Annotated in this window: 20 protein-coding genes; 10 read left to right on the top strand and 10 right to left on the bottom strand. The window is 68.1% G+C overall.

Translation table 11 applies throughout. The features are described 5' to 3' along the window. Window positions 1–28: 28 nt before the first annotated feature. Entirely contained in the window at window positions 29–877 is an 849-nt protein-coding gene (locus ACSQ2F_RS06225) for a DMT family transporter (protein WP_436020853.1), read from the top strand. A gap of 400 nt (window positions 878–1,277) precedes the next feature. Here the strand turns inward: ACSQ2F_RS06225 and ACSQ2F_RS06220 are convergent, their stop codons facing one another. The 3 genes from ACSQ2F_RS06220 to ACSQ2F_RS06210 all read right to left on the bottom strand — a co-directional run bounded on the left by ACSQ2F_RS06220 (window position 1,278) and on the right by ACSQ2F_RS06210 (window position 4,137). Then, the gene (locus ACSQ2F_RS06220; RefSeq protein WP_436020851.1) at window positions 1,278–2,213 is read right to left on the bottom strand and encodes a porin; all 936 of its coding nucleotides are present in this window, start codon (window positions 2,211–2,213) and stop codon (window positions 1,278–1,280) included. 251 nt (window positions 2,214–2,464) lie between these two features. Then, window positions 2,465–3,217 carry an amino acid ABC transporter permease gene (locus ACSQ2F_RS06215; protein WP_436020849.1) on the bottom strand — a complete coding sequence of 251 codons (753 nt, stop codon included), beginning with the start codon at window positions 3,215–3,217 and terminating at the stop codon, window positions 2,465–2,467. Between the two features lie 26 nt (window positions 3,218–3,243). Further along, on the bottom strand, window positions 3,244–4,137 hold the full coding sequence (locus ACSQ2F_RS06210) for a basic amino acid ABC transporter substrate-binding protein (protein ID WP_436020847.1): 894 nt from the start codon (window positions 4,135–4,137) through the stop codon (window positions 3,244–3,246). Between the two features lie 639 nt (window positions 4,138–4,776). Between ACSQ2F_RS06210 and ACSQ2F_RS06205 the strand changes: the two genes are divergently transcribed. Further along, window positions 4,777–7,581 (top strand): cation-translocating P-type ATPase, encoded by a 2,805-nt coding sequence (locus tag ACSQ2F_RS06205; RefSeq protein WP_436020846.1) that lies wholly within the window; start codon window positions 4,777–4,779, stop codon window positions 7,579–7,581. Between the two features lie 109 nt (window positions 7,582–7,690). Here the strand turns inward: ACSQ2F_RS06205 and ACSQ2F_RS06200 are convergent, their stop codons facing one another. Genes ACSQ2F_RS06200 through ACSQ2F_RS06170 form a run of 7 tightly spaced genes read right to left on the bottom strand, consistent with a single transcriptional unit; the run spans window position 7,691 to window position 14,602 of the window. After that, window positions 7,691–8,566 (bottom strand): MetQ/NlpA family ABC transporter substrate-binding protein, encoded by an 876-nt coding sequence (locus tag ACSQ2F_RS06200; RefSeq protein WP_436020845.1) that lies wholly within the window; start codon window positions 8,564–8,566, stop codon window positions 7,691–7,693. Further along, window positions 8,563–9,630, bottom strand: a complete 1,068-nt coding sequence (locus tag ACSQ2F_RS06195) for an aliphatic sulfonate ABC transporter substrate-binding protein (protein ID WP_436020844.1) — start codon at window positions 9,628–9,630, stop codon at window positions 8,563–8,565. Before ACSQ2F_RS06195 ends, ACSQ2F_RS06200 begins: the two co-directional genes overlap by 4 nt. Window positions 9,631–9,657: 27 nt before the next feature. Continuing rightward, the gene (locus ACSQ2F_RS06190; RefSeq protein WP_436020842.1) at window positions 9,658–11,070 is read right to left on the bottom strand and encodes an LLM class flavin-dependent oxidoreductase; all 1,413 of its coding nucleotides are present in this window, start codon (window positions 11,068–11,070) and stop codon (window positions 9,658–9,660) included. A gap of 2 nt (window positions 11,071–11,072) precedes the next feature. Continuing rightward, entirely contained in the window at window positions 11,073–11,897 is an 825-nt protein-coding gene (locus tag ACSQ2F_RS06185; protein WP_436020840.1) for a MetQ/NlpA family ABC transporter substrate-binding protein, read from the bottom strand. 11 nt (window positions 11,898–11,908) lie between these two features. Next, complete coding sequence (locus tag ACSQ2F_RS06180) at window positions 11,909–12,577, bottom strand: methionine ABC transporter permease (protein WP_436020838.1); 669 nt, start codon at window positions 12,575–12,577, stop codon at window positions 11,909–11,911. Next, window positions 12,570–13,394 (bottom strand): methionine ABC transporter ATP-binding protein, encoded by an 825-nt coding sequence (locus ACSQ2F_RS06175; protein WP_436020836.1) that lies wholly within the window; start codon window positions 13,392–13,394, stop codon window positions 12,570–12,572. The genes ACSQ2F_RS06180 and ACSQ2F_RS06175 overlap by 8 nt, the downstream gene beginning before the upstream one ends. After that, window positions 13,391–14,602 (bottom strand): acyl-CoA dehydrogenase family protein, encoded by a 1,212-nt coding sequence (locus tag ACSQ2F_RS06170; protein ID WP_436020834.1) that lies wholly within the window; start codon window positions 14,600–14,602, stop codon window positions 13,391–13,393. Before ACSQ2F_RS06170 ends, ACSQ2F_RS06175 begins: the two co-directional genes overlap by 4 nt. Window positions 14,603–14,951: 349 nt before the next feature. On the opposite strand from ACSQ2F_RS06170, the gene ACSQ2F_RS06165 reads away from it, so the two are divergent. The 8 genes from ACSQ2F_RS06165 (at window position 14,952) to ACSQ2F_RS06130 (ending at window position 22,236) form a co-directional block, all read left to right on the top strand. Further along, window positions 14,952–15,671 (top strand): GntR family transcriptional regulator, encoded by a 720-nt coding sequence (locus ACSQ2F_RS06165; protein WP_436020832.1) that lies wholly within the window; start codon window positions 14,952–14,954, stop codon window positions 15,669–15,671. A 26-nt stretch (window positions 15,672–15,697) separates the two neighbouring features. Continuing rightward, a complete protein-coding gene (locus tag ACSQ2F_RS06160; RefSeq protein ID WP_436020830.1) occupies window positions 15,698–17,446 on the top strand; it encodes a fumarate reductase/succinate dehydrogenase flavoprotein subunit in 1,749 nt (582 codons plus the stop codon). A 20-nt stretch (window positions 17,447–17,466) separates the two neighbouring features. After that, window positions 17,467–17,712, top strand: coding sequence for a 4Fe-4S dicluster domain-containing protein (locus tag ACSQ2F_RS06155; protein WP_436020828.1), 246 nt, complete (start codon window positions 17,467–17,469; stop codon window positions 17,710–17,712). A gap of 23 nt (window positions 17,713–17,735) precedes the next feature. Continuing rightward, window positions 17,736–19,160, top strand: a complete 1,425-nt coding sequence (locus ACSQ2F_RS06150; protein WP_436020826.1) for an ABC transporter substrate-binding protein — start codon at window positions 17,736–17,738, stop codon at window positions 19,158–19,160. A gap of 97 nt (window positions 19,161–19,257) precedes the next feature. Further along, on the top strand, window positions 19,258–20,097 hold the full coding sequence (locus tag ACSQ2F_RS06145) for an ABC transporter permease (RefSeq protein ID WP_436020824.1): 840 nt from the start codon (window positions 19,258–19,260) through the stop codon (window positions 20,095–20,097). After that, on the top strand, window positions 20,094–20,927 hold the full coding sequence (locus ACSQ2F_RS06140) for an ABC transporter ATP-binding protein (protein ID WP_436020822.1): 834 nt from the start codon (window positions 20,094–20,096) through the stop codon (window positions 20,925–20,927). The genes ACSQ2F_RS06145 and ACSQ2F_RS06140 overlap by 4 nt, the downstream gene beginning before the upstream one ends. A gap of 2 nt (window positions 20,928–20,929) precedes the next feature. Continuing rightward, a complete protein-coding gene (locus tag ACSQ2F_RS06135) occupies window positions 20,930–21,883 on the top strand; it encodes a HEAT repeat domain-containing protein (protein WP_436020820.1) in 954 nt (317 codons plus the stop codon). Further along, on the top strand, window positions 21,880–22,236 hold the full coding sequence (locus ACSQ2F_RS06130; RefSeq protein ID WP_436020818.1) for a DUF971 domain-containing protein: 357 nt from the start codon (window positions 21,880–21,882) through the stop codon (window positions 22,234–22,236). Before ACSQ2F_RS06135 ends, ACSQ2F_RS06130 begins: the two co-directional genes overlap by 4 nt. Window positions 22,237–22,260 lie beyond the last annotated feature (24 nt).

Raw genomic sequence — 22,260 nt, 5'->3', positions numbered from 1 at the left:
CGCCCTCTGGGGCGCCTCCTTCCTCTTCATGCGCGCCGGTGCCTCCGAGTTCGGGCCGGTCGCGCTGGCCGCCGTGCGCGTGGGCGGTGCCTCGGCCTTCCTGTTGCCGCTGCTGCTGGTGCGCCGCGAAGCGGGCCAGGCCTGGCGCCGCTGGCCGGCCCTCGTGGTGGTCGGCCTCACGAACTCCGCCCTGCCCTTTCTCTGCTTCACCTATGCGGCCTTGACGCTGCCGGCCGGCGTGATGTCGGTCTTCAATGCCTCGACTCCGTTGATGGGCGCCGTCATTGCCTGGCTGTGGCTGAGCGATGCCATGACCCGGCAGCGAGCCGTCGGCCTGGCCATCGGTTTTCTCGGGGTGTTGTGGCTGGTGTGGTCGCGCTCCGGGCCGGCCGCAGCGCGCGGCCTGGACCTCCAGGCCCTCGGGCCGGTGCTCGCCTGCCTCGCCGCCACGCTGTGCTATGGCTTTGCGGCCAGCTTCACCAAGCGCTACCTGAGCGACGTGCCGCCAGTGGCCGTGGCTGCGGGAAGCCAGTTCTCCGCGACCCTGATGCTCGCGGTGCCGGCCTACCTCTGGTGGCCGAGCGTGCAGCCGTCCGCACATGCCTGGGGCGCCGCGCTGCTGCTGGCGGTGCTGTGCACCGGTGTGGCGTACGTCGTGTTCTTCCACCTCATCGGCCAGATCGGCCCGGCCAACACCATCTCGGTCACCTTCATGATCCCGCTCTTCGCGGCCTTGTGGGGGTGGCTGTTCCTCAAGGAGGCCGTGAGCCTCGACATGGTGCTGGGTTGCGCTACGATCCTGCTGGGCACCGCCCTGACGACGGGGCTGTTGCGTTGGCCGCAGCGATGGCGGTCTGCCCCGCAGGCCCGCGGTTGAGCGGCCGCGCCGGCGCGCCTTCGCCAACGCATCCGGGGCGAGCGAGGCGCGCGTCGTGACTGCCCCCAAGCCTGAAAACGGACGCGCCTCGCCTCTTGCCGCGTTCGGACGCGACCGACGACCTGCTGCCGCTTGATCCGCAGCGGGCTTCCGGCCCTCTCGACCTTTCATGCCCGGCTGATGGCCTCTCCGTGACCGGTGGGTGCTCCGCGCCCACACCAGAGCGGCGCAGCCGTCCGCCGTGCGATGGGACCGGGCCCCGCTCAGGGACAGCCCGAGCTCTCTCGCGCTGCAATGAATCGGCCATGGCCGTCCCCAATGAACAAAGGCCGGTCTTGCGACCGGCCTTTGAAAGGGGTTCCACTGCCGGGCAGCCGAAGCTGCCCGTCTGATCAAGCGATCAGAAGTTGTGGCGCACGCCCAGTGCCACCGACGACAGGTCGGAGTACGGGGAGTTCGCGTCAGCGTCGACCTTCGTGTAGAAGGCGTAGACGCGGGTGCGCTTGCTCAGGTTGTAGCCGTAGGCCACCGTGGCTTGCTTGGCACCGCTTTCGCCAGCGATGTTGCTGTAGTCATCGGCCATGCCGAAGTTCAGGTGGAACTCCGATGCGCCCATGGCGTACATGCCGGCCAGGCGGAAGTTGTTGCGATCGCCGAGGCCGTCACCGAAGCCGTCTTCGTCACGCTGGTAGTAGCCGCCGAAGGTGAAGGCACCCAGGGTGTAGTTGGCGCGCAGGGCGAACTGGTTCGCGTTGCCGGAATCCTGGTAGCCACCACCCAGCGACAGGGCGCCGAGGTTGTAGTTCACGGCGACGTCATAGCCACGGTCGGTCATGCCGGCCTGCTGCTCGCTCACGGCGACTTCGGCGGTCAGGCCGCTGAACTCGGGCGTGCGATAGGCCACCTTGTTGGTGTTGGCCGGGAGGTAGGCGTACAGGGCGTCGGACGAGGTGCCCGTGTCATGGTTGTGCCAGCTCACGTAGTCGGCGGTGGCGTAGTACGCCTCGCTCGTGAAGTTGCCCAGGCGCAGCGTACCCATGTTGCTGCTCAGGAACACTTCGCTGCCGCGGCCCCAGAAACGGGTTGCGGCTTGACCGGTCGAGGCATCGAAGCCGTGTTCGATGGCGAAGCCGGCCTTGAGGCCGCCGCCGAGGTCTTCCACGCCGCGGAAGCCGAGACGCGAGCTGTTGTCGACGATTTCCTTGGACGTGACGCCGTCCACCTTGATGCGCTCGACGGACTGGTTCAGACGACCCCAGACGGTGACGCTGCTTTGCGCGAAGGCCGAGCCAGTGGTGGCGATGGCCAGGGAGGCGAGGATGAGGGACCGCTTCATGGGTTTTCCTTGTTGTGGAAGTGAAGGTTGAGACTCGACGGTACTGCAAGCTGTATGCCGGTTTCGGTGCGCCATTGAGGGGCATCGAACAAGGCCGCTGCCGCGAGACCCGGAAGGGGCCCTGCGGGCAGCAGGCTGGCAAGCAACGAGAGGTTAACGCCAGATCGGTCTGGCTGGCACATCCTGTGACGTTCGTATGACGTACAGCGTTGCGCCAAGGCAACCCTCGGGCTCCGCCGAGGGGTGCGATATCAACGTCCGCGGGTGTGCGCCGGGGCTTCGAGCCGCTTGGCCACGAGGCTCAGCAGCATGGTCAGCACCAGGTACATCAGCGAGATGACGAGGTACGGTTCCCAGTAGCGCGAGTACGCACCGGCCACGGTGCGAGCGGCGAGTGCCAGCTCGGCCAGGCCGATGGCCGAGACCAGGGACGACTCCTTGATGAGCGTCACGCCCTCGTTGACCAGGGCCGGCAGCATGCGGCGAAAGGCCTGGGGCAGCACCACGTGCCGCATGGTCTGCGAGTACGTGAAGCCGAGGCTGTAGCCGGCCTGGGTCTGCCCCGTGTGGATGCTCTGGATGCCGGCGCGGAAGATTTCCGAGATGTAGGCACCGGCGTTCAGGGACAGTGCGAGTGCGCCCGAAAAGAAGGCGCCGTACGACTGGCGGAACTCACGGGCGCCGTCGCCCGAATAAAGCAGGCCGTGGTCCGCGTGGATCAGCATGGGCATCAGGGCGAAATGCACCAGGAGGATCTGCACGAACAGCGGCGTGCCGCGGAAGAAAGTGACGTACGCCAGCGTGATGCTGCGTACGCCCTTCAGTCCCCAGGCGAGGACGACCGACTGGGGCGGGGGTGCGTCCCGCGAGCTGCTGATCAGCCCGAGGACCACCCCCAGCACCATGCCGCACACGATGGACACCAGTGTCAGCTGGACCGTCGTCCACAGGCCGGCCATGAACAAGGGCCCGTAGCCGGCCAATATCTCCCAACGCAAGTCCATTCAGGGTGCCGCCGTCGCCTGGTTGCTTATTGCGATGCCGCCGACGCCGCAGCCGCCGGGACGCTTGAAGCCACCGCCGCGGGAGCGGCGACACCGAAGTAGCGCTTGTAGATCGCGTCGTAGGTGCCGTCCGCCTTGACCTCGGCCAGCCCCTTGTTGAACTTCTCGAGCAGCTCGGTGTTGCCCTTCTTGAACGCGATGCCGTACTGCTCCGGTGCGAAGCTGTTGTCGGTGACGGTCTTGAAGTTGCTGCCGGCGTTGTTGGCCACGTAGTTGACGATGACGCCGTTGTCCGCCACGACGGCTTCGACGCCGCCTGCCTCGAGCTCCTTCAGCGCCAGGGGCGTGGACTCGAACCGCTTCACGTTCGGACTCGACTTGCCTTGCAGCTTGGTGACGACCTCGTCGCCGGTGGTGCCGTTCTGCACGCCCACCTTGAGCTTCTTCAGGTCGGCGAACTTGGTGACCTTGGCGTCGTTCTTCACCGCGATCAGCTGGTAGGCGTCGAAGTACGGCGCGCTGAAGTCCATCGTCTGCTTGCGCTCCTCGGTGATGGTGACCGCCGAGACCACCAGGTCACGGTCGCCCTGCGTGAGCGTATTGAAGATGCCTTCCCACGGGGTGTTGATGAACTTCACCTCGAAGCCGCCCTTCTGGGCGATGGCGGTCACGACGTCGATGTCGAACCCGACGATCTCGCCCTTTTCATTCTGCGACTCGAAGGGCGCGTAGGCGGCGTCGGTGCCGACCACGTACACCTTGGCCGGGGGCGGCGGCGCGGCGGCGGCCGAGGCGGCCTCCGGAGCGGGCGTGGTCACGGGCGCGGGCGCCTCGTCCTTCTTGCCGCAGGCGGCCAGCATGACGCCGGCCAGGAGAAGGCCGGACGCCTTGAGAAAACGTCGTGTGCTGAGTTGGGTCATGGGATCCTCGATGGATGTCTTCGGGCCCCGGCGGGGCCGAGGGCGCGTTTAGCAGGTTGTATGCCCGCGCACGGGCTGGGATCTCGATCGACAAGCGTGGAACGGTGGGACCCGGCCAGCAGACGCAGCACGGACGAACCTGTCCGAAGCGGCTGCGGGATTTGTCCCGGGTGCGCATTCTCTCCCAATCCGGCCCCGTTTCCGCGCCCGGCCGAACTTCCCGATGCGCGCAATCCAACACGCCAGGGGAAATCCAGATGGCCAGCGACGCCGGGCTGATGAAGGAACTGACGGCTGGCCCCCCGGCTCCGGTGGACCGTAGGCCACGAGCCGTCGAGAGGCTGGCCTCGCCCGTTCGGCCGGGGGGTGACGCCGTCGATGACGCCGGCGATCCTGCTGACCACCGGGGACTCGACGCCGCGCCACGCGCAGCGTCTTGCCGGCAAGCGGCCGTGCCGCGAGCCGGCTCCACGCCCTGGAGCCCTGAACCCGCCGTGACGTGGATCAAATGCCATGCAGCTGCCCCCCGCCGCCTGCGAAAGCCATGGCCTGCCGGCATCGCCGGCAGCGGTCGAGCCGCTAGACTGGTTCGGCCCTCACCTGCCTCGACCTCGGGCTCCCGCCTCTGCACGAACGCCCATGACCGACCGCCGCGAAGACCCTTCCTGCCAGTCCGTCGACGCCATTGCAGCGGCCTGCCAGACCGACCTCACCCGAGGTCTCAGCACCGCGGAGGCCGCCCGTCGCCTCGCGACCGATGGCCCCAACGAACTCCGGTCAGCGCCGCCCCGTGCCGCGTGGCGCCGCATCGTCGGACAGTTCAACGATCCGCTCATCTACCTGCTGCTGGCGGCCATCGCGGTGGCCCTGGCGGCCTGGCTCATCGAGGGGCGGCACGGCTTGCCGGTGGATGCGGCCGTGATCGGCGTAGTGGTGGTGCTCAACGCAGTGCTCGGCTGGTTGCAGGAGGCCAAGGCCGAGAACGCGGTGGCGGCGCTTGCCCGCATGACGGCCGTCACTTCGGCCGTGCGGCGCGACGGTCACCTGATGCGGGTGCCGAGCGCCGCGCTGGTGCGCGGCGACCTCCTCGTGCTGGCCGAAGGCGATGCCGTCGGCGCCGATGCGCGCCTGGCGCAGGCCGCTGCCCTGCGCGTTCAGGAGGCATCCCTCACCGGCGAGAGCGAGCCCGTGCTCAAGGACGCAGCCGCCCTCACCGCCCCGGCCCCGCTCGGCGACCGCACGAGCATGGTGTTCAAGGGCACGGCCGTCGTGCAGGGCAGCGGCCTCGCGGTCGTCACCGCCACCGGCATGAACACCGAGATGGGCGCGATCGCCACGCTGCTGGAAGAGACCCGGCCGGCGCCCACACCGCTGCAGAAGGAGGTCAGCCGCATCGGCCGCATGCTCGGCATCGCCGTCGTGCTCATCGCGCTGGTCGTCGTGGGCACGGTACTGGCCATCTCCAAGGTCGACACCACCGCGGAGTTGATCGCCGTGCTCTTCCTCGGGGTGTCGCTGGCCGTCGCGGCCGTGCCCGAGGGGTTGCCGGCCATCCTGTCCGTCGTGCTGGCCCTCGGCGTGCAGCGCATGGCGCGCCACAACGCCATCGTGAAGCACCTCTCGTCCGTCGAGACGCTGGGCTCGGCCACGGTGATCGCGTCCGACAAGACGGGCACGCTCACGCGCGCCGAGATGATGATCGAGCGCGTCATCACGGCGTCCGGCAGCACGAGGGTGACCGGCACCGGCTACACGCCCGAGGGGCGCTTCGAGCATGACGGCGGCGAGTTGGCCGCGGGTGAGCTGCGCGACGAGCACATCGTGGTGGTCAGCGGCGGCAGCCTGGCGGGCAACGCGGCACTGCGCCTCGAGGACGATGGCGAATGGCGCATCCAGGGCGACCCCACCGAAGCGGCGTTCCTGGTGGCCGAGCGCAAGCTCGGCGCCGCTGAACGCCGCCAGCGCCGCTTCGAGCGCATCGCCGAAGTGCCCTTCACTTCGGAACGCAAGATGATGTCGACCATCGAGGTCGACCACGAGCGCGGCGACGAGCGGGTCGTGATCTCCAAGGGCGCGCCCGACGTCCTGCTGGGCCGCTGCACCCGGGTGCGCGTCGGCACCGAGACGCAACCGCTGGACGACGCGCTTCGCCAGCGCATCCATGCCGACGTCGGCCTGCTGAGCGACGCGGCGCTGCGCACGCTCGCGGTCGCCTACCGCGTGCTCGGCCCGGACGACGACCCACGCTCGGCCGAGGGCCTCGAGCACGACCTCATCTTCGTCGGCACCGTGGGCATCATCGACCCGCCGCGCGAAGAGGCGAAGGTGGCCATCGCCCAGGCACGCCGCGCCGGCGTGCGCGTCATCATGATCACCGGCGACCACCCGCGCACGGCCGCGCGCATCGCGACCGACCTCGGGCTCATCGAGTCGGGCGCGCCGGTGTTGAGCGGCACTGAACTCGACGAGCTCGACGAGCAGGAATTTGCCGAAGCGGTCCGTCGCACCTCGGTCTACGCGAGGGTGACGCCGGCCCACAAGCTGCGCATCGTCGATGCACTGCAGGCGCATGGCAATGTCGTGGCCATGACCGGGGACGGCGTGAATGACGCGCCTGCCCTCAAGTCGGCCGACATCGGCGTGGCCATGGGCGTCACCGGCACGGAGGTCACGAAGGAGGCGGCCAAGATGATCCTGGCCGACGACAATTTCGCCACGCTGGTCGAAGCCGTGCGCGAGGGGCGCGGCATCTTCGACAACATCCGCAAGGTGTTGCGCTACCTGCTGTCGTCGAACATGGGCGAGGTGCTGACGATCTTCATCGGCGTGGTGGCTGCCGCAACGCTCGGATTCACCGACGCATCCGGCGCCCTGGTGCTGCCCCTGCTGGCCACGCAGATCCTCTGGATCAACCTCATTACCGACGCCGGCCCGGCCCTCGCCATGGGAATCGACCCGGAGACGGACGACGTCATGGCCCGCAAACCTCGTCGCCCCGACGACCGCGTCATCGACGCCCGCATGTGGGCGAGCGTGCTCGGTACCGGCGCCGTGATGGCCGCCATCACCTTGCTCACCCTGGACGCGCACCTGCCCGGTGGTCTCATCGCGGGCAGCGGGAGCATCGACACCGCCCGCACGGCGGCCTTCACGGTCCTCGTGCTCGCCCAGCTGTTCAACTGCTTCAACGCCCGCTCGGAGTCGGCGAGCGCCTTCCACCGCCTCTTCGCCAATCCGTGGCTCTGGGGCACGATCGCCCTGTCCGTCGTGCTGCAGGTCGCCGTGGTCCACGTCGGATGGCTGAACACGGCCTTCAGCACCGCGCCGCTGACACTCGCGCAATGGGTGGGCTGCGTCGCCACGGCAAGCGTCGTACTGTGGGCGGCCGAGCTGCGCAAGCTGGCGAGCAGGACATGGCCGGGGCGCCGGAGCGCAAGGTCCTGAAGCGCCTGTTCAGGAAAAGCGCGACGCAATGGGCAAGCACGGCCTGCAGCACCGCGGCACGGCACACCCACCCGGCGACGCAGGTGTGGCGACCGGGCCGCCGTGATCATCAGAACGCAGGCACCACGGAACCGCTGAAGTTCGCCTGCACGAACGCCTTCACCTCGGGCGACTGGAACGCCTTCACCAGCTTGGCCACCCAGGGCTTGTCCTTGTCGGCCGTGCGCACGGCGAGCAGGTTGGCGTAAGGACTGCGCGCCTCCTCGATCGCGATGGCATCCCGCGTCGGCACGAGCTGCGCCTGGACGGCGTAGTTGGTGTTGATCGCGCTCGCATCCAGGTCGTCGAGCGAACGGGGCAGCTGGGCGGCCTCGATCTGCAGCAGCTGCAGCTGTTTGGTGTTCTCCACGACGTCGGCCACGGTCGCACTGACGCCAGCCCCGGGCTTGAGCTTGAGCACGCCGTACTTCTGCAACAGGGCGAGTGCCCGACCGCTGTTGGAGGGATCGTTCTGGATGCCCACCTTGGCGCCACGCGGCAGATCGGCCAGGGACTTGTACTTCCTGGAATAGAAGCCCATCGGGAAAGTCACGGTCTCACCGACGGCGGTGATGCGGTAGCCGCGCGCCTGGATCTGGGACTGCAGGAACGGCAGGTGCTGGTAGCTGTTGGCCTGCACATCGCCGGCGTCCAGGGCGGCGTTGGGCTGGATGTAGTCGTTGAACTCGACGATCTGCAGCTTGAGCCCGTCGCGCTCCGCCACCTTGCGGGCCACTTCAGCGATCTGCGCGTGGGGCCCGGCGGTGACGGCAATGCGCACGGTGTCCTGGGCCAGGACGGGGGTGAGGGAGGCCAGGCCGACGGCGGCGGCAAGAAGAAGGCGAGTGATCATGATGTGGACTGGTGAGTCAAAGGGGTTCGGTCGCAAAGGCATGGGGCCGCCGGCTGCACCCATGCCCCATTGCAGAAGATGACGGCGCTTCATGGTTGCGGCGCCCAGATGTCGACGTTCGTCGCTTGCAGCTCGCGGTTGATGAGCCCCGCGTCCCGGAACGTGTCGGCGATGCGTTGAAGCTCGCCCATCTCGTTGCGGACCACCGGCACGATGGCATAGCTTCGCCGGCTGTTCACCTGCTCCACCGTGGCAGCGGGCACATTGCCCCAGAGCGGGGCAAGCCGCTCGGCCGCTTCTTTCGGTTGTGACTTCACCCAGCGACCGGTCGCCTGCAGCTCCTCGAACACCAGACGCAGCACGTCCGGGTGCTGCTTGGCAAAGGCGGTGGTGGCGGTGTAGTAGCGGCTGTACTCGACTCCGGTGCTCCTTCCATCGGCGAGCACGCGACTGCGGCCGGACTGAAGCTGCACGCCGAGGAGCGGGTCCCAGATCGAGATGGCATCCACCGAGCCGCCGTTGTACGCGGTCACACCGTCCTGCTGGTCGAGGAATCTCAGGTCGATGTCACCCGGTTTGAGACCGGCCCGCTTGAGGGCGCTCAGCAGGAGGTAGTGCGCGCCGGCCCCCTTGAGCACCGTCACGCGCCGCCCCTTCAGATCGGCCACGGTCTTGACGGGTGAATCGGCGGGCACGATCACCGCCTGGGCAGATGGGGCGGGCGTCTCGCGCGCAAAGTAGGTCAGGGGCGCGTTGGCGGCCTGGGTGAAAAGCACATACGCGTCCGCCACGTCGGCATGGATGTCGACGCTGCCGGTGTTGAGGGCCTGCAGCAGCGCGTTGCCGTTGAGTTCGTGCCAGGTCACGTCGTAGCCGAGCGGTGCGAGCTTCTTTTCGAGTGACCCGCTCTGCTTGATGAGGGACAGCAGCGTCGAGGATCGCTGATAGCTGATGCGGACGGCGTCGCGCGCCTGCGCGGCGCTGCACCCCAGCGCGAAACCCAGCGCCAGCAGGGCAAGGCGCCAAGACAGAAGCGCCGAGAGGAAGGAAGTCGCCGCTGAGCGAGCCACGCGCGTTCGGGCGCCCGATGGGTTCGGTCGACGCGGGCGCAGATTGGAGTGCAAGGTGAAAGGCAGGGCCGGGAGCAGGTTCGTCATGGGGCGTTCGATGTCAGATGGGATCGCTCAAGAGAGGGCTGCATCAGCAGGTTCGGGCGCCGCAGGCTGCGTCCGGGCGGCGCCCAGTTGCTGCCGGCGGGCGACGTGGTCGGCCGACAGCCGTGGCCCGAGGCCGAACAACTTGTGGCGCAAGGTGCCGGGCGAATACACCTGCCGGTAGCGTCCCCGTTGTTGCAGTTCGGGGACGACGTGGTGGACGACGTCCTGCAGGGTTTCGTGCGCCAGGGCGAAGGTGAGGTTGAAGCCGTCGATGCCGGTCTCGTCCACCCAGGCGGTCAGTTCATCCGCCACCCGGGCGGCGTCACCCGTGATCACCGGTCCTCGACCGCCCAGGCCGATGAAGCGGGCCGCTTCGCCGACCGTCCAGATGCGGCTCGGATCGGCTTGCGTGAACGAGGCGAGCGCGGCCCGCCCCGCATCGGTATCGAGGTACTCGATGGGCGCATCGAGGGGATAGCGGCTGAAGTCGACGCCGGTCCAACCGGACAGCAGCGCGAGCGATGCCTCGGTGTCGATGTACGCTTCATAGTCGGCGCGCTTGGCTGCGGCCTCGGCGTCCGTGCGACCGGTGATGACCAGGGCCTGGGCGTAGATGAGCAGGTCCGACGGATCACGCCCCTCGTCCGCGACAGCGTCTCGCAGTTCGCGGACATAGCGGGCGATGACGGTCTTGCTCGGTCCGCTCACGAAGACGCATTCCGCGTGTCGTGCAGCGAAGCGCTTGCCACGTTTCGATGTTCCGGCCTGGTAGAGGACGGGAGTCCGCTGCGGCGACGGTTCGCACAGGTGAATGCCCGGCACCTGGTAGTGCTCGCCTTGGTGGCCGATGGGGTGCACCTTGGCCGGGTCGACGTACACGCCAAGGGCCCGGTCCCGCCGCACCGCGTCGTCCTCCCAGCTGTGTTCCCAAAGCTTGTAGACCACGTCGAGGTACTCGTCCGCCTGGTCGTAGCGATCGTCGTGGGGCCGTCGCTCGATGCCGAGGTTTCGCGCCGCGCTTTCGAGGTAGCCAGTGACGATGTTCCAGCCCACGCGACCGCGCGTGAGGTGGTCCAGCGTGCTCATGCGCCGCGCGAACGAGTACGGATGCTCATAGCTCAAGGCGCAGGTCACGCCGAAGCCGAGGTGAGTCGTGACCTGTGCCATCAGGGGCACCACCAGCAACGGGTCGTTCAAGGGCACCTGGACGCCGTGGCGCAGCGCCGCATCGGCGTTGCCGGCGTAGGTGTCATTCACCCCCAGCACGTCCGCGAGAAACACGCCGTCGAAGCGACCCTGCTCCAGAAGCCGGGCGAGGGCCACCCAATGGTCAGGGTCGGTGTAGCGGTGCGACTGGTCGCGCGGATGCCGCCAGAGGCCGGGCGATTGATGCGAAGCCGCGTTCATCTGGAACGCGTTGAACCGGATCTCCTTCGCCATGCTCAGCGCGCCCCCACCGCAGCCAGCGCCTGCTGGTAGTCGGTCTTGACGAATCCGGCGAAGTGCTTGTCGGTTGCCGCAAGGAACTCGCGCGACCGGTAGGCCTCGGCGATGTCGCGCACCCAGGGCTTGTCCTTGTCCGCCGTGCGCACCGCCACCAGGTTCTGGTAGGTGGGTCCCGTCTTCTCGAGCACGAGCGCGTCGGTGAGCTTCAGCCCCGAGGCGAGTGCGAAGTTGCCGTTCACGAACGCATAGTCCGCGTCTGCCAACGACCGCGGCAGCTGGGCGGCTTCGATGGGAACCAGCCGGATCTTCCTGATGTTGACAGCCACGTCCTTCTCGGACGCCCGGATGGGATCGACCCCCTCGCGCAGCTTCACCCAACCGATCTCCTGCAGGACGACCAGCGCACGGGCCGCATTGGTCGGGTCATTGGGGAGCGCGACGATGGCGCCCTCCTTCACGTCCAAGGTACGGTGACGTTGGCTGTAGAGGGCGATCGGTGCGGTCGGCACCTTGAGCAGCTCGCTCAATGCCAGCCGGTTTTCCGTGGCGAACTTCTTGAGATAGACCTCATGCTGGAAGGCGTTGGCGTCCAGGTCGCCCTGGGCCAGCGCGTGGTTGGGCTGGACGTAGTCGTTGAACTCGACCACCTTGACCCGATAGCCCTTCTTCTCGAGCAAGGGCTTGATGCCGAGCTTGATCTGGTCCGCGTAGGGACCGGCGGTGGCACCGAAGACGAGTTCCTTCTTGTCTTGCGCCATCGCGGACAGGAAGGGGGTCGCCGTCAGGACGATGGCAAGCAGGGAACGGCGCAGGGGGGACATTCAGGAACTCCTCAACGTTTGTCGAGCCGGCGGGCCAGGTGATTGCCGGCGAACTGGATGATCTGGACGATGACGACGAGCAGGGCGACCGTGAGCACCATCACGTCGGTCTGGAAGCGGTAGTAGCCATAGCGGATGGCCAGGTCGCCGATGCCGCCACCCCCCACCACCCCGGCCACGGCCGAATAGGAGATGAAACTGATGGCCAGCACCGTGAGCGCGAGCACGAGGCCCGAGCGCGCCTCCACGAGCAGGACACGCCGCACGATCTGCAGTTCGCTCGCGCCCATTGCGTGGGCCGCCTCGATGACGCCTCGCGGCACCTCGCGCAGGCTCTGTTCGACCAGGCGGGCAAAGTAGGGGATGGCCGCAAAGGCCAGCGGCACGGATGCTGCGAGCGGCCCGATGGACGTGCCGGCCACGATGCGCGTGAAGGGCACGAGCGCGACGAGCAGGATGATGAAAGGGAACGACCGAACGGTATTGACGATCCAGCTCAGCGCGCCGAACACGGCCGGGCGGTGCAGCGACTGGCCGGGGCCCAGCAGGAAGAGCAGCACGCCGAGCGGCCCGCCAAAGACGACCGCAGCCCCCAGGCCGATCGCCAGCATGAGAAAGGTCTGGCCGGTGGCGACCCACAGCTCGGGCAGGGTGGCCGCGATGTTGGACAACTCAGGCATAGGCTGCCTCCAAGCGCTCCAGTTCCTCGCGGGCGTCTGCATGCGCCACCCGCCGCACCAGTTCGCGGCCGAGAAGGGTCCGGGGAGAAAAGTTCGCGTCGCCGAAGCGGAACGCCTCTGCCACGCGCCCATGCTCCATCACCGCGACGTGCCGGCACAGCGCGCGCACCACCTCCAGCTCATGCGTGACGAGCACGATGGTCACGCCGAGCTGCACGTTGATGTCCCGCAAGGTGTCGAGCACGGATCGCGTTGTTTCGGAGTCGAGCGCCGAGGTGGGCTCGTCGCACAGCAGCACCTGGGGCCGGGTGGCCAATGCCCTCGCGATCGCCACCCGCTGCTTCTGCCCGCCGGAGAGCTGGGCGGGGTGGCTGTGCGCCTTGTCGCTCAGGCCGACGACGCCCAGGCACTCTCGCACGCGCCGGAAGATGTCGCCGGGCGTTTGTCGCCCATGGATGCGCAGCGGGAAGGCCACGTTGTCGAACACCGTGGCGTTCTGCAGCAGGTTGAACTGCTGAAACACCATGCCGATGTCCTGCCGCGCCTCCCGCAACGCCTTCTTGTCGAGCGCCGTGATCTCGCGTCCGGCGACGAAGACCCGCCCACGGTCAGGTTGCTCCAGCCGGTTGATCAGCCGCAGCAGGGTGGACTTGCCCGCGCCGCTCGTGCCGATGAGGCCGTAGACGTCGCCAGCTGCGACTTCCAGGGACACGTCACGCACGGCATCGAAGGGTTCGCCGCCGGGCAGCGCGAAACGGCGAGATACCGACTCCAGGCGAATGGCGACGGCCTGTTCCTTGGGGATGGGTTGGTTCATGAGTAGGCCGTCGGTTCGGGCCAGGCACCGGTCAGGACATGCCGGCCGATGTCGCGCAGCTTGTAGTCCACCGGGTCGTGAAGGGTGTGCACGCGCACGTTTCTCCAGAAGCGGTCGAAGCCATGGCGGGCGCTGGTGGAGCGGGCGCCGGTGAGTTCGAAGAGCTGGGAACTGACCTCCAGGCCGGCCCGGTGTGCGAGGACCTTGGCCTCGGCCACCGCGATCGCCACTTCGCCCCGCTCCGCGTCGCTCAGCGCATCGCCGCGGCGGAACGCCTGGTCCAGGAGGGCGCCCGCGCTGTCGGCCAGGGCGGCGGCTGGCCGAAGCAGCAGCCACAGGTCGGCATAGCGACGCTGCACGAACGGATCGTCCACCGCCCGGTCCACCTGGGCGGCGAACCAGGGACGCGCTTCCTCCCGGCTGTAGCGACGGGCCTCATTGAACGCGCCGAGGCCGATGCCGAGGTAGAGATTGGCCAGCACCAGTTGCGCCACCTGCGACCGCAGCGTGGCCTTGGGGCTCGGCGGAGTGCCGGGCGCCTGCAGCACCTCATGGTCGGCAATGAGCACGTCGTCGAAGGTCACGCTGCCGCTGTCCGTCTGCTTCTGCCCGAAGGCGTCCCAGTCGGCCTGCACGCGCACCCCTTCGCGATGCGTGGGAACGACGCCGATCAACAGGCTCTGCGTCGGTTCGTGCCACGCCGAGATCGTCAGTTGGTCCGAGCCGACCGAACCCGACGCGAAGCTCTTCACGCCCTGAAGCAGATAGCCGCCGTCCACCGCGGTGGCACGAAGTCGCCGGTCAAGCGGGTTGAGGGCGTTGCCCCAGAACCAGCCTTGCACGACGGTATCGCGCAGCAGGCTCGCCTGCTGTTCGGGCGTGCCGTACAACCGCACGCCGGCCAGTTGGAGGTGATGGAAGCCGAACAGGTGGGCCAGAGCGCTGTCCACCTCGGCCAGGCGCCGCATCACGCGGTACATGGACGACCAGTCTCCGCCCTGCCCGCCGTGCGCAACGGGGATGGTGAGCGTCAGCAGGCCGCTCTGGCGAATGAGGTCGCGCTCGCGCGCGGCGTGCCCGCCGGCACGGTCTCGCTCCACCGCGGTGGCGGCGAGTTGCTGCGCCAGTGTCTCCACGACTTCGTGCGAGGCGGTCGCTGCGATCTCCTCGGACAGATGATGGCGATGTAGCGGTATGACAAGTGACATGCAAAGGACACCGGAATGAAGTGGCGCCAGTGTTCCAGCGACGCCTGCCCCGCGTGAACGAAGCAAATCGCTTGAGGTTCTGCGCAAATCAGCCATGCCGTTTCCAGCGAACGTCACTCGCGCCCTGGCACCGGTGCGGAATGCCTTGTTTCCAACACCGACGGCGACCGACCTGCTGCTTTCCCACCAACGACCCTGTTGCAAAGTAAGCACACGTGGTCTTGAGCAGCCCGCTTCACGGCGCAATGCCCGGCTCGGCACGGTGGCACGGTGCCTGCAATGGAAGGACCTGACCTGACATGACCTGTCTTCCTCGATGCACGGCTCAACCTCCCCTTCACACGTCGCCATGGCACGGCACGTCACGCTCCACTCGCGCATCCGCGAAGAGCTCCGCAGCCACATCGCCTCGGGCGCGTGGCAGCCGCACGACCGCATGCCGTCCGAGAGCGAACTGATGGCCCAGTACGGCGTCAGCCGCATCACCGTGCGCCAGGCCCTCGGTGACCTCGAGAAGGAGCACCTGATCTTTCGTGTGGCGGGCAAGGGCTCGTTCGTCTCCCAGCCCAAGCCGTTCCAGGAACTGGGCCGGCTCCAGGGGTTCGCCGAAGCCATGGCGCCACAGGGCCACCGCATTCACAACGAGGTCGTCGGACTGACCACCTCGCCGGCGCCTGCGCATGTCTCGGCGCGACTCGGCCTGGGCAGCGGTGCCCCGGTGACCGAACTGCGCCGCGTCAGGCACCTCGACGGCGTGCCGGTCTCGCTGGATGTGACCTGGCTGCCGGCGCACCTGGGCCAGCGCCTGGCCTCGGAGGACCTTGCGACGCGCGATGTCTTCCTCATCCTCGAGCAGGACTACGGTCTGCCCATCGGCCACGCTGACCTTGCCATCGACGCCACGACAGCGGACGCCGCCCTCGCTTCGCTGCTGCACATCGCGCCTGGTGCGCCGGTGTTGCGGGTCGAGCGCCTCACGAGCGGGCGCGACGGCACGCCGCTCGACTACGAGCACCTGTTCTGCCGAGCCGACAACTTCCAGTACCGGCTGCGCGTCTCGCGTGGCTGATCCGCACCTCCCAGGAAAGACACCTCATGGAAACCCGAGTCACCGAAGTCGACGTGCTGGTCATTGGCGGCGGCACTGCCGGCCCCATGGCCGCCGTCAAGGCCAAGCAGGCCGATCCAGCACTCCGCGTGCTGCTGCTGGAGAAGGCGAACGTCAAGCGCAGCGGGGCCATCAGCATGGGCATGGACGGTCTCAACAACGCGGTGATTCCGGGCCATGCGACGCCTGAGCAGTACGTGCGCGAGATCACCATCGCCAACGACGGGATCGTCAACCAGAAGACGGTCATGGCCTATGCCGCCAACAGCTTCGCCATGATCGAGGAGCTCGACCGCTGGGGCGTGAAGTTCGAGCGCGACGAGACGGGCGACTACGCGGTGAAGAAGGTCCACCACATGGGCAGCTACGTGCTGCCCATGCCCGAGGGCCACGACATCAAGAAGGTCCTGTACCGTCAACTCAAGCGGGCGCGCGTGGAGATCGAGCACCGCCTCGTCGCGACCCGCTTGCTGACGGCCGACGACGGACGGGTTGCAGGGGCCATGGCGTTCGATTGCCGCACGGCGGACTTCCACGTCATCCGCGCACGCAGCGTGGTGCTGGCCACGGGCGCTGCGGGCCGCCTCGGCCTTCCGGCCAGCGGCTACCTGTTCGGCACCTACGAGAACCCGACGAACGCGGGCGACGGCTACAGCATGGCCTATCACGCCGGCGCTGAACTGTCGGGCATCGAGTGCTTCCAGATCAATCCGCTGATCAAGGACTACAACGGGCCGGCCTGCGCCTATGTCACCGGACCCTTCGGTGGCTTCACCGCCAACAACCAGGGGGAACGCTTCATCGAATGCGACTACTGGAGCGGCCAGATGATGTGGGAGTTCTACCAGGAGCTCCAGGGAGGGCGCGGGCCGGTGTTCCTCAAGCTCGACCACCTCGCCGAGGAAACCATCGGCCAGATCGAGACCATCCTGCACACGAACGAGCGCCCCAGTCGGGGGCGGTTCCACGCCGGGCGCGGCACCGACTACCGGCAGCGCATGGTGGAGATGCACATCTCCGAGATCGGCCTGTGCAGCGGGCACTCCGCCTCCGGCGTCTGGGTGGACGAGCACGCCCGGACCACGGTGCCCGGCCTGCATGCCGCCGGCGACCTGGCGTGCGTACCGCACAACTACATGCTCGGCGCTTTCGTGTACGGGCGATTGGCGGGCGAAAGCGCCGCCCGCTACTGCGCCGGGCACGACTTCGCGCGCGTGGACGAGGGCCAGGTGCAAGCGGAGCGCCTGCGTGTGTGGGCGCCTCTCGAACGCGGCCGCGGGTTGCCGCCGGCCCAGGTGGAATACAAGTTGCGCCGCATGGTGAACGACTACCTTCAGCCGCCGAAGGTGACTCGCAAGATGGAGATCGGCCTGGAACGATTCGAGGGAATCCGCCACGATCTCGACGCCTTGGTCGCTCGCGATCCGCACGAGCTGATGCGGGCGATGGAAGTTCACTTCATCCGGGACTGCGCCGAGATGGCGGCCCGTGCATCGCTCTATCGCACGGAAAGCCGCTGGGGCCTGTACCACGCGCGGGTCGACCACCCCGAGCGCAACGATGCCGAGTGGCTGGTGCATGCCCAGCTCAAGAAGGACGAGCTGGGCCGCATGGTGAGCTTCAAACGCGAGATCGAGCCCTACATCGTGCCGATCGACGAGCAGGAGCGCTCCGCCTACGCCCGGTTGCGCGTGAACCCCGGAAGCGCCGCACGACCTGCCCTCGCCGCCGCCTGATATCCCACGGAGCCTGACCCATGAACCTGATCAACCCCACCGCGCTCAACCCGAGCAGCGTGCCCGTCACGGTGGATGCAGACAAGTGCATTGCCCACAAGGGCTGCACCGTCTGCGTGGACGTGTGCCCGCTGGACGTGCTGGCCATCGACCTGAGCCGTGGAACGGCATACATGAAGTTCGACGAGTGCTGGTACTGCATGCCCTGCGAGAAGGACTGCCCGACCGGCGCCGTCCACGTGGACATCCCGTACCTGCTGCGCTGACCTGCTCCCTTCCTGGACGACCCATGAACCCCTTGAACGCCTTCACCTCAGCCTCCCTCGCCGGCCTGCTGGCCGCCTCGCTGACCGCCGCCTCGCCCGCACACGCCGAGACCATCCGCGTGGCCATCGGCACGCAGGACACCACGATCAACTGCGCAACCGGTGGCCTGTTGATCCGGGAACTCAAGCTGTTGGAGAAGTACCTGCCGCGCGACGGCAAGTACAAGGATGTGACCTATGACATCCAGTGGAAGAACTTCACCTCCGGCGCGCCGCTCACCAACGAGATGGTGGCCGACAAGCTGGACATCGGGGCCATGGCCGACTTCCCCGGATCGAACAATGGCGCGGCCTTCCTCAAGGCCGGCAAGCAGAGCCACTTCATCACGGTGCTTTCGGGCAGCACGCATGGCAGCGGCAACGGCATCGTGGTGCCGACTCAATCCGGCGTCACCTCGCTCGCCGAGTTGAAGGGCCGGACGATCTCCGTGCCCTTTGCTTCCACTGCGCACGGGATGCTGCTGCGGGCGGTGGCTAGCCAAGGCTGGAATCCCCAGAAGGACGTGAACATCATCACCCAGGCACCCGAGGTCGCCGGCCCGGCACTGCAGGCCAACAAGATCGAGGCGCATGCCGACTTCGTGCCCTTTGTAGAGCTGTTCGAGCACCGCGGAATCGCCCGCAAGATCTTCGACGGCGCCCAGGCCGGCGCACCGACCTACCATGGCGCCCTCGTGAGCGGCGAGTACGCCCGCAAGCACCCGGAGGTGGTGGTGGCCTACCTGAGGGCGGCGCTGGAGGCCGATCGTCTGTTTGCCGCCGACCCCGAGCGCTACAGCGAACTGATCGAGCGCGTCACGGGCATCGAGGCCGCCGTGAACTACCTCTATCACGGCCCGCTCGGCCTGCAGACACGCGACCTCACCTGGAAGCCGGAGTACCGCAAGGCGCTCGCCACGTCCATCGACACCCTCAAGCTGATGGGGCGCGAGTCGCCGCTGCGCGCCGACACCTTCATCGACGACCGGCACATCCGGGCCGCGTTCAAGCAATCCGGCCTGAACTACGAGGCACGGCTGGCCGACTACGCGCGGCTGCCGCTGAAGGCGAACGACGCGGTCACCGGCAAGCCGATCACCGAGGTCCAGCGCGCCGCCGGCATCTGGGTCCAGGGCGAGCCGAAGGTGCGCCACTACGCGAGCATCGAAGGCGCATTCGGCGACTTGCAGAAGATCGAGTCGCAGGGACGGCGGGTCCGGGCCGTCTACGTGCACGACCACATCCACCGCATCAAGCTGCTCGCACCGAACACCTGGTTCGCGGTCGACGCCCGCGGCCAGTTGAGTGCCTTCCTGCAGAAGGACGCGGCCACGGCCTATGCGGCCGCGAGCAAGGGCCGCGTCCTCGACTACGCCGCAGCCCGCAATGCGGCCAAGCCGGCGGTGTAGGCACTTCACCCTGCCACGCCGATGCGGCCGCCTGCCGCAGTGTTCCTCGATCTCGCCCGACGGGCGCCACCCACGACACCAACCCACCATGACCGCCATGTCCTCCCCTTCTGGCGCCCTGCCCTTGCGAACGGGGCGAAGTCGATCGCGCCGGACGTTCCCGCAGGGCCGTCAGGCCCTTCAGGCCGCCTCCCTGGTCGCCTGCATCGTGCTCTGGCATCTCGCGGCCACGCAGCGGTGGCATTTCGGCCTCGTGACCTTCGCCAATGTGCCGCCGCCCGCCGAAGTGCTCAGCGCCGCCTGGGCGTTGCTGCAGTCGCCCAAGCTGCTGGCGCATCTGGGGAGCAGCCTGCTGCGTGTGGGGGTGGGCTTCGGCCTCGCCGCCCTGGCCGGCGTCGCCGGCGGCCTGCTGATCGGTCGTCTTCGCGTGGCCCGTGACACCCTCATGCCACCGCTCGAGGTGCTGCGGCCCATTCCCGCCGTGGCGTGGATCCCGCTGGCCATCCTGATGTTCCCCTCCTCCGAGGGAAGCATGATGTTCATCACCTTCATCGGCGCGCTGTTCCCCATCCTGCTCAACACCATTCACGGGGTGGAAGCGGTGGATGCCCGATTGATCGCGTCGGCCCGCAGCCTGGGCACCCGGCCGCTGCGCCTGTTCACCGAGGTGATCACACCCGGCGCCGCGCCGAGCATCGTCACCGGGCTGTCGATCGGCATGGGAACCTGCTGGTTCTGCCTGGTCACGGCCGAGATGATTGCGGGCCAGTACGGCATCGGGTACTACACCTGGGAGTCGTACACGGTGCAGAACTATCCGGCCATCATCGTGGGCATGCTCGTCATCGGGGTGCTCGGCATGGGAAGCGCCGGCACAGTCGTGGCGGCGGGCCGCTGGCTCATGCCCTGGACGCGTCCTGCCGGAGGCCCGCGATGAGCGCCCCTCACCTGCGCGCCGACCGCGTGTCCATCACGCTCGGCGAGGACGACCGCCGCTTCGAAGTACTGCACGAGGTGTCGCTCGAAGCCGCTCGCGGGGAGTTCATCTGCCTTCTGGGGCCGTCGGGCTGCGGCAAGTCGACCTTGCTGGGCGCCGTGGCGGGGCATCTGCCGATCGCCAGTGGGCGGCTGACGCTCGCCGGTGAACCGATCGGCGGGCCCGATCCGCAGCGTGGCCTCGTGTTCCAGCAGCACACCCTCTTTCCGTGGAAGACGGTGCTGGAGAATGTGGCCTACGGCCTCAAGATGAAGGGCGTACCGCGAGCCGAGCGACATGCACAGGCAAACGAGTTCATCGAGCGCGTGGGCCTTGGCGGGTTTGGCGGGCGCTATCCGCGCGAACTGTCGGGTGGCATGCAGCAGCGGGTCGAAATCGCCCGGGTGCTCGTCAACCAGCCGGATGTGCTGCTGATGGACGAACCGTTCGGAGCGCTGGACGCCTTGACGCGCGTGAAGATGCAGTCGTTGCTGTTGTCGCTGTGGACGGGCATCCGGACGACGGTGATCTTCGTCACGCACGACATCGACGAGGCGCTGTTCCTCGCCGACCGTGTTCTCGTCATGAGCGCGCGACCCGGCCGCATCGTCGACGAACTGGTACTGCCGTTCGGGCGCCCGCGCGATGCCGGCATCGTCACCCGGCCCGACTTCGTCGCGCTCAAACAGCGTTGCCTGGCGCGCCTGCATCACGATGTCGCCGGCGCGTCGTTGCCACGCCTGACACCACTTGGCCAGCCGGCCGCCACTGACTATCGCTACGCCATCTGATCATGCCGACACCTGAACTCGAACTGCGCCTCAAGGACCCCGACGCCAGCGTGCGACGCGTCGCGGTGATGGCACTTGCCGACGAAGAAGACCCGGACGGCGTGCCCTGGCTGCTTGCGGCCCTGAACGACCCTGCCTTCGAAGTCCGCGCCGAGGCCGCGACGCGGCTTGCCGGCCATGAAACGGCGGAGGTTGTCACGGCGCTCGCCGGATCGCTGGTCGACGCTCACGCTTCCGTCCGCGTCGCGGCGGCGCAGAGCTTGTCGGAGCTGAAGACCCGCGACGCGGGTCGCCACCTGTTGCCGTGGGCTGCACATCCGGATGCAGGCGTGCGGGCTGCGGCGCTTCGTGCGCTGCGGGAATTGCGTCTTCCCGAGGCGGCCGTGCCCGCCCTGGCAGCGCTCGATGACGCCGAGGCCGGTGTCCGGCGGGAAGCGGTGGGTGTGCTGGGCTGGCTGAAGCATGAAGAGGCGCTGATCGGCCTCACGCGCATGGTGTCCTCCGATGAATCGTCGGAGGTCCGCCGCGCTGCCACCGGGGCACTCGGACTCGCCCCCCCGGGGCTTGTCGGCTCGGTGTCGCGGGCGCTGTCGCAGGCGCTGCGAGACGCGGCGTGGCCGGTGCGGGAGGAGGCGGCATCGACGCTCGGCAAGCTGCGCATCGCCGATGCCGCCCCGGACCTCATCGCCGCTCTGGACGACACCCACTGGCAAGTGCGCGTGAGGGCCGCCCGGGCCCTTGGCCAGTTGGCCTCGGCTGCGGCGATCCCTGCACTGGGTCTGGCCCTTGGCCACGAAGTGAGCAACCTGCGCAAGGAGGCCGCACTCGCCCTCGGCGAGACTGGCCATGCCGACGCCTTGCCCTTCCTGCATGCCGCCGGGAACGATCCCGACCCGGAGGTGCGCAAGTTTGCCAGGCTGTCGATCGCACGCCTGGGCCAGGCGCTTGCAGCATGAGCGCGCGTCCGCTTGCACGGCCGGCGCCCATCGTGGCGGCGGGCGCAAAGGGTCGCCCGCAGGGCAGCAAGGACGACATGACGCCGCCCCGCACCATCGACCTCGGCGGCGCCCGGGTCACGCTGCAATGGGAGGATGCGACGCTTGTCCTGCCGTCCGGCGTGCTGCGGGCGAACTGCCAGTGCACTGCCTGCCGCCAGGCTGCGGCGGGGGGTGGCGTGACGGTGAGGGGCGACGTTGAAGTGACGGGCGCGTCGCCGATCGGCGGCTACGGTGTGCAATTCCATTTCAGCGACGGCCATGAGCGGGGCATCTTCCCGTGGACCTACCTGCGGCGCCTGGCGGGCGCCTGAGTGCGGCGTTCCCGCGGCAGATCC

This window comes from Rhizobacter sp. LjRoot28, assembly GCF_964253025.1.
GTDB lineage: Bacteria > Pseudomonadota > Gammaproteobacteria > Burkholderiales > Burkholderiaceae_C > Rhizobacter.
Note: the sequence above shows the minus strand (reverse complement) of the source record. Positions and strands in the feature narration are given on the sequence as shown.

Coding starts and splice junctions, on each gene's coding strand:
- ACSQ2F_RS06225 (WP_436020853.1), top strand. CDS start 29: ATGCGCGCCGGTGCCTCCGAGTTCGGGCCGGTCGCGCTGGCCGCCGTG.
- ACSQ2F_RS06220 (WP_436020851.1), bottom strand. CDS start 2,213: ATGAAGCGGTCCCTCATCCTCGCCTCCCTGGCCATCGCCACCACTGGC.
- ACSQ2F_RS06215 (WP_436020849.1), bottom strand. CDS start 3,217: ATGGACTTGCGTTGGGAGATATTGGCCGGCTACGGGCCCTTGTTCATG.
- ACSQ2F_RS06210 (WP_436020847.1), bottom strand. CDS start 4,137: ATGACCCAACTCAGCACACGACGTTTTCTCAAGGCGTCCGGCCTTCTC.
- ACSQ2F_RS06205 (WP_436020846.1), top strand. CDS start 4,777: ATGACCGACCGCCGCGAAGACCCTTCCTGCCAGTCCGTCGACGCCATT.
- ACSQ2F_RS06200 (WP_436020845.1), bottom strand. CDS start 8,566: ATGAAGCGCCGTCATCTTCTGCAATGGGGCATGGGTGCAGCCGGCGGC.
- ACSQ2F_RS06195 (WP_436020844.1), bottom strand. CDS start 9,630: ATGACGAACCTGCTCCCGGCCCTGCCTTTCACCTTGCACTCCAATCTG.
- ACSQ2F_RS06190 (WP_436020842.1), bottom strand. CDS start 11,070: ATGGCGAAGGAGATCCGGTTCAACGCGTTCCAGATGAACGCGGCTTCG.
- ACSQ2F_RS06185 (WP_436020840.1), bottom strand. CDS start 11,897: ATGTCCCCCCTGCGCCGTTCCCTGCTTGCCATCGTCCTGACGGCGACC.
- ACSQ2F_RS06180 (WP_436020838.1), bottom strand. CDS start 12,577: ATGCCTGAGTTGTCCAACATCGCGGCCACCCTGCCCGAGCTGTGGGTC.
- ACSQ2F_RS06175 (WP_436020836.1), bottom strand. CDS start 13,394: ATGAACCAACCCATCCCCAAGGAACAGGCCGTCGCCATTCGCCTGGAG.
- ACSQ2F_RS06170 (WP_436020834.1), bottom strand. CDS start 14,602: ATGTCACTTGTCATACCGCTACATCGCCATCATCTGTCCGAGGAGATC.
- ACSQ2F_RS06165 (WP_436020832.1), top strand. CDS start 14,952: ATGGCACGGCACGTCACGCTCCACTCGCGCATCCGCGAAGAGCTCCGC.
- ACSQ2F_RS06160 (WP_436020830.1), top strand. CDS start 15,698: ATGGAAACCCGAGTCACCGAAGTCGACGTGCTGGTCATTGGCGGCGGC.
- ACSQ2F_RS06155 (WP_436020828.1), top strand. CDS start 17,467: ATGAACCTGATCAACCCCACCGCGCTCAACCCGAGCAGCGTGCCCGTC.
- ACSQ2F_RS06150 (WP_436020826.1), top strand. CDS start 17,736: ATGAACCCCTTGAACGCCTTCACCTCAGCCTCCCTCGCCGGCCTGCTG.
- ACSQ2F_RS06145 (WP_436020824.1), top strand. CDS start 19,258: ATGTCCTCCCCTTCTGGCGCCCTGCCCTTGCGAACGGGGCGAAGTCGA.
- ACSQ2F_RS06140 (WP_436020822.1), top strand. CDS start 20,094: ATGAGCGCCCCTCACCTGCGCGCCGACCGCGTGTCCATCACGCTCGGC.
- ACSQ2F_RS06135 (WP_436020820.1), top strand. CDS start 20,930: ATGCCGACACCTGAACTCGAACTGCGCCTCAAGGACCCCGACGCCAGC.
- ACSQ2F_RS06130 (WP_436020818.1), top strand. CDS start 21,880: ATGAGCGCGCGTCCGCTTGCACGGCCGGCGCCCATCGTGGCGGCGGGC.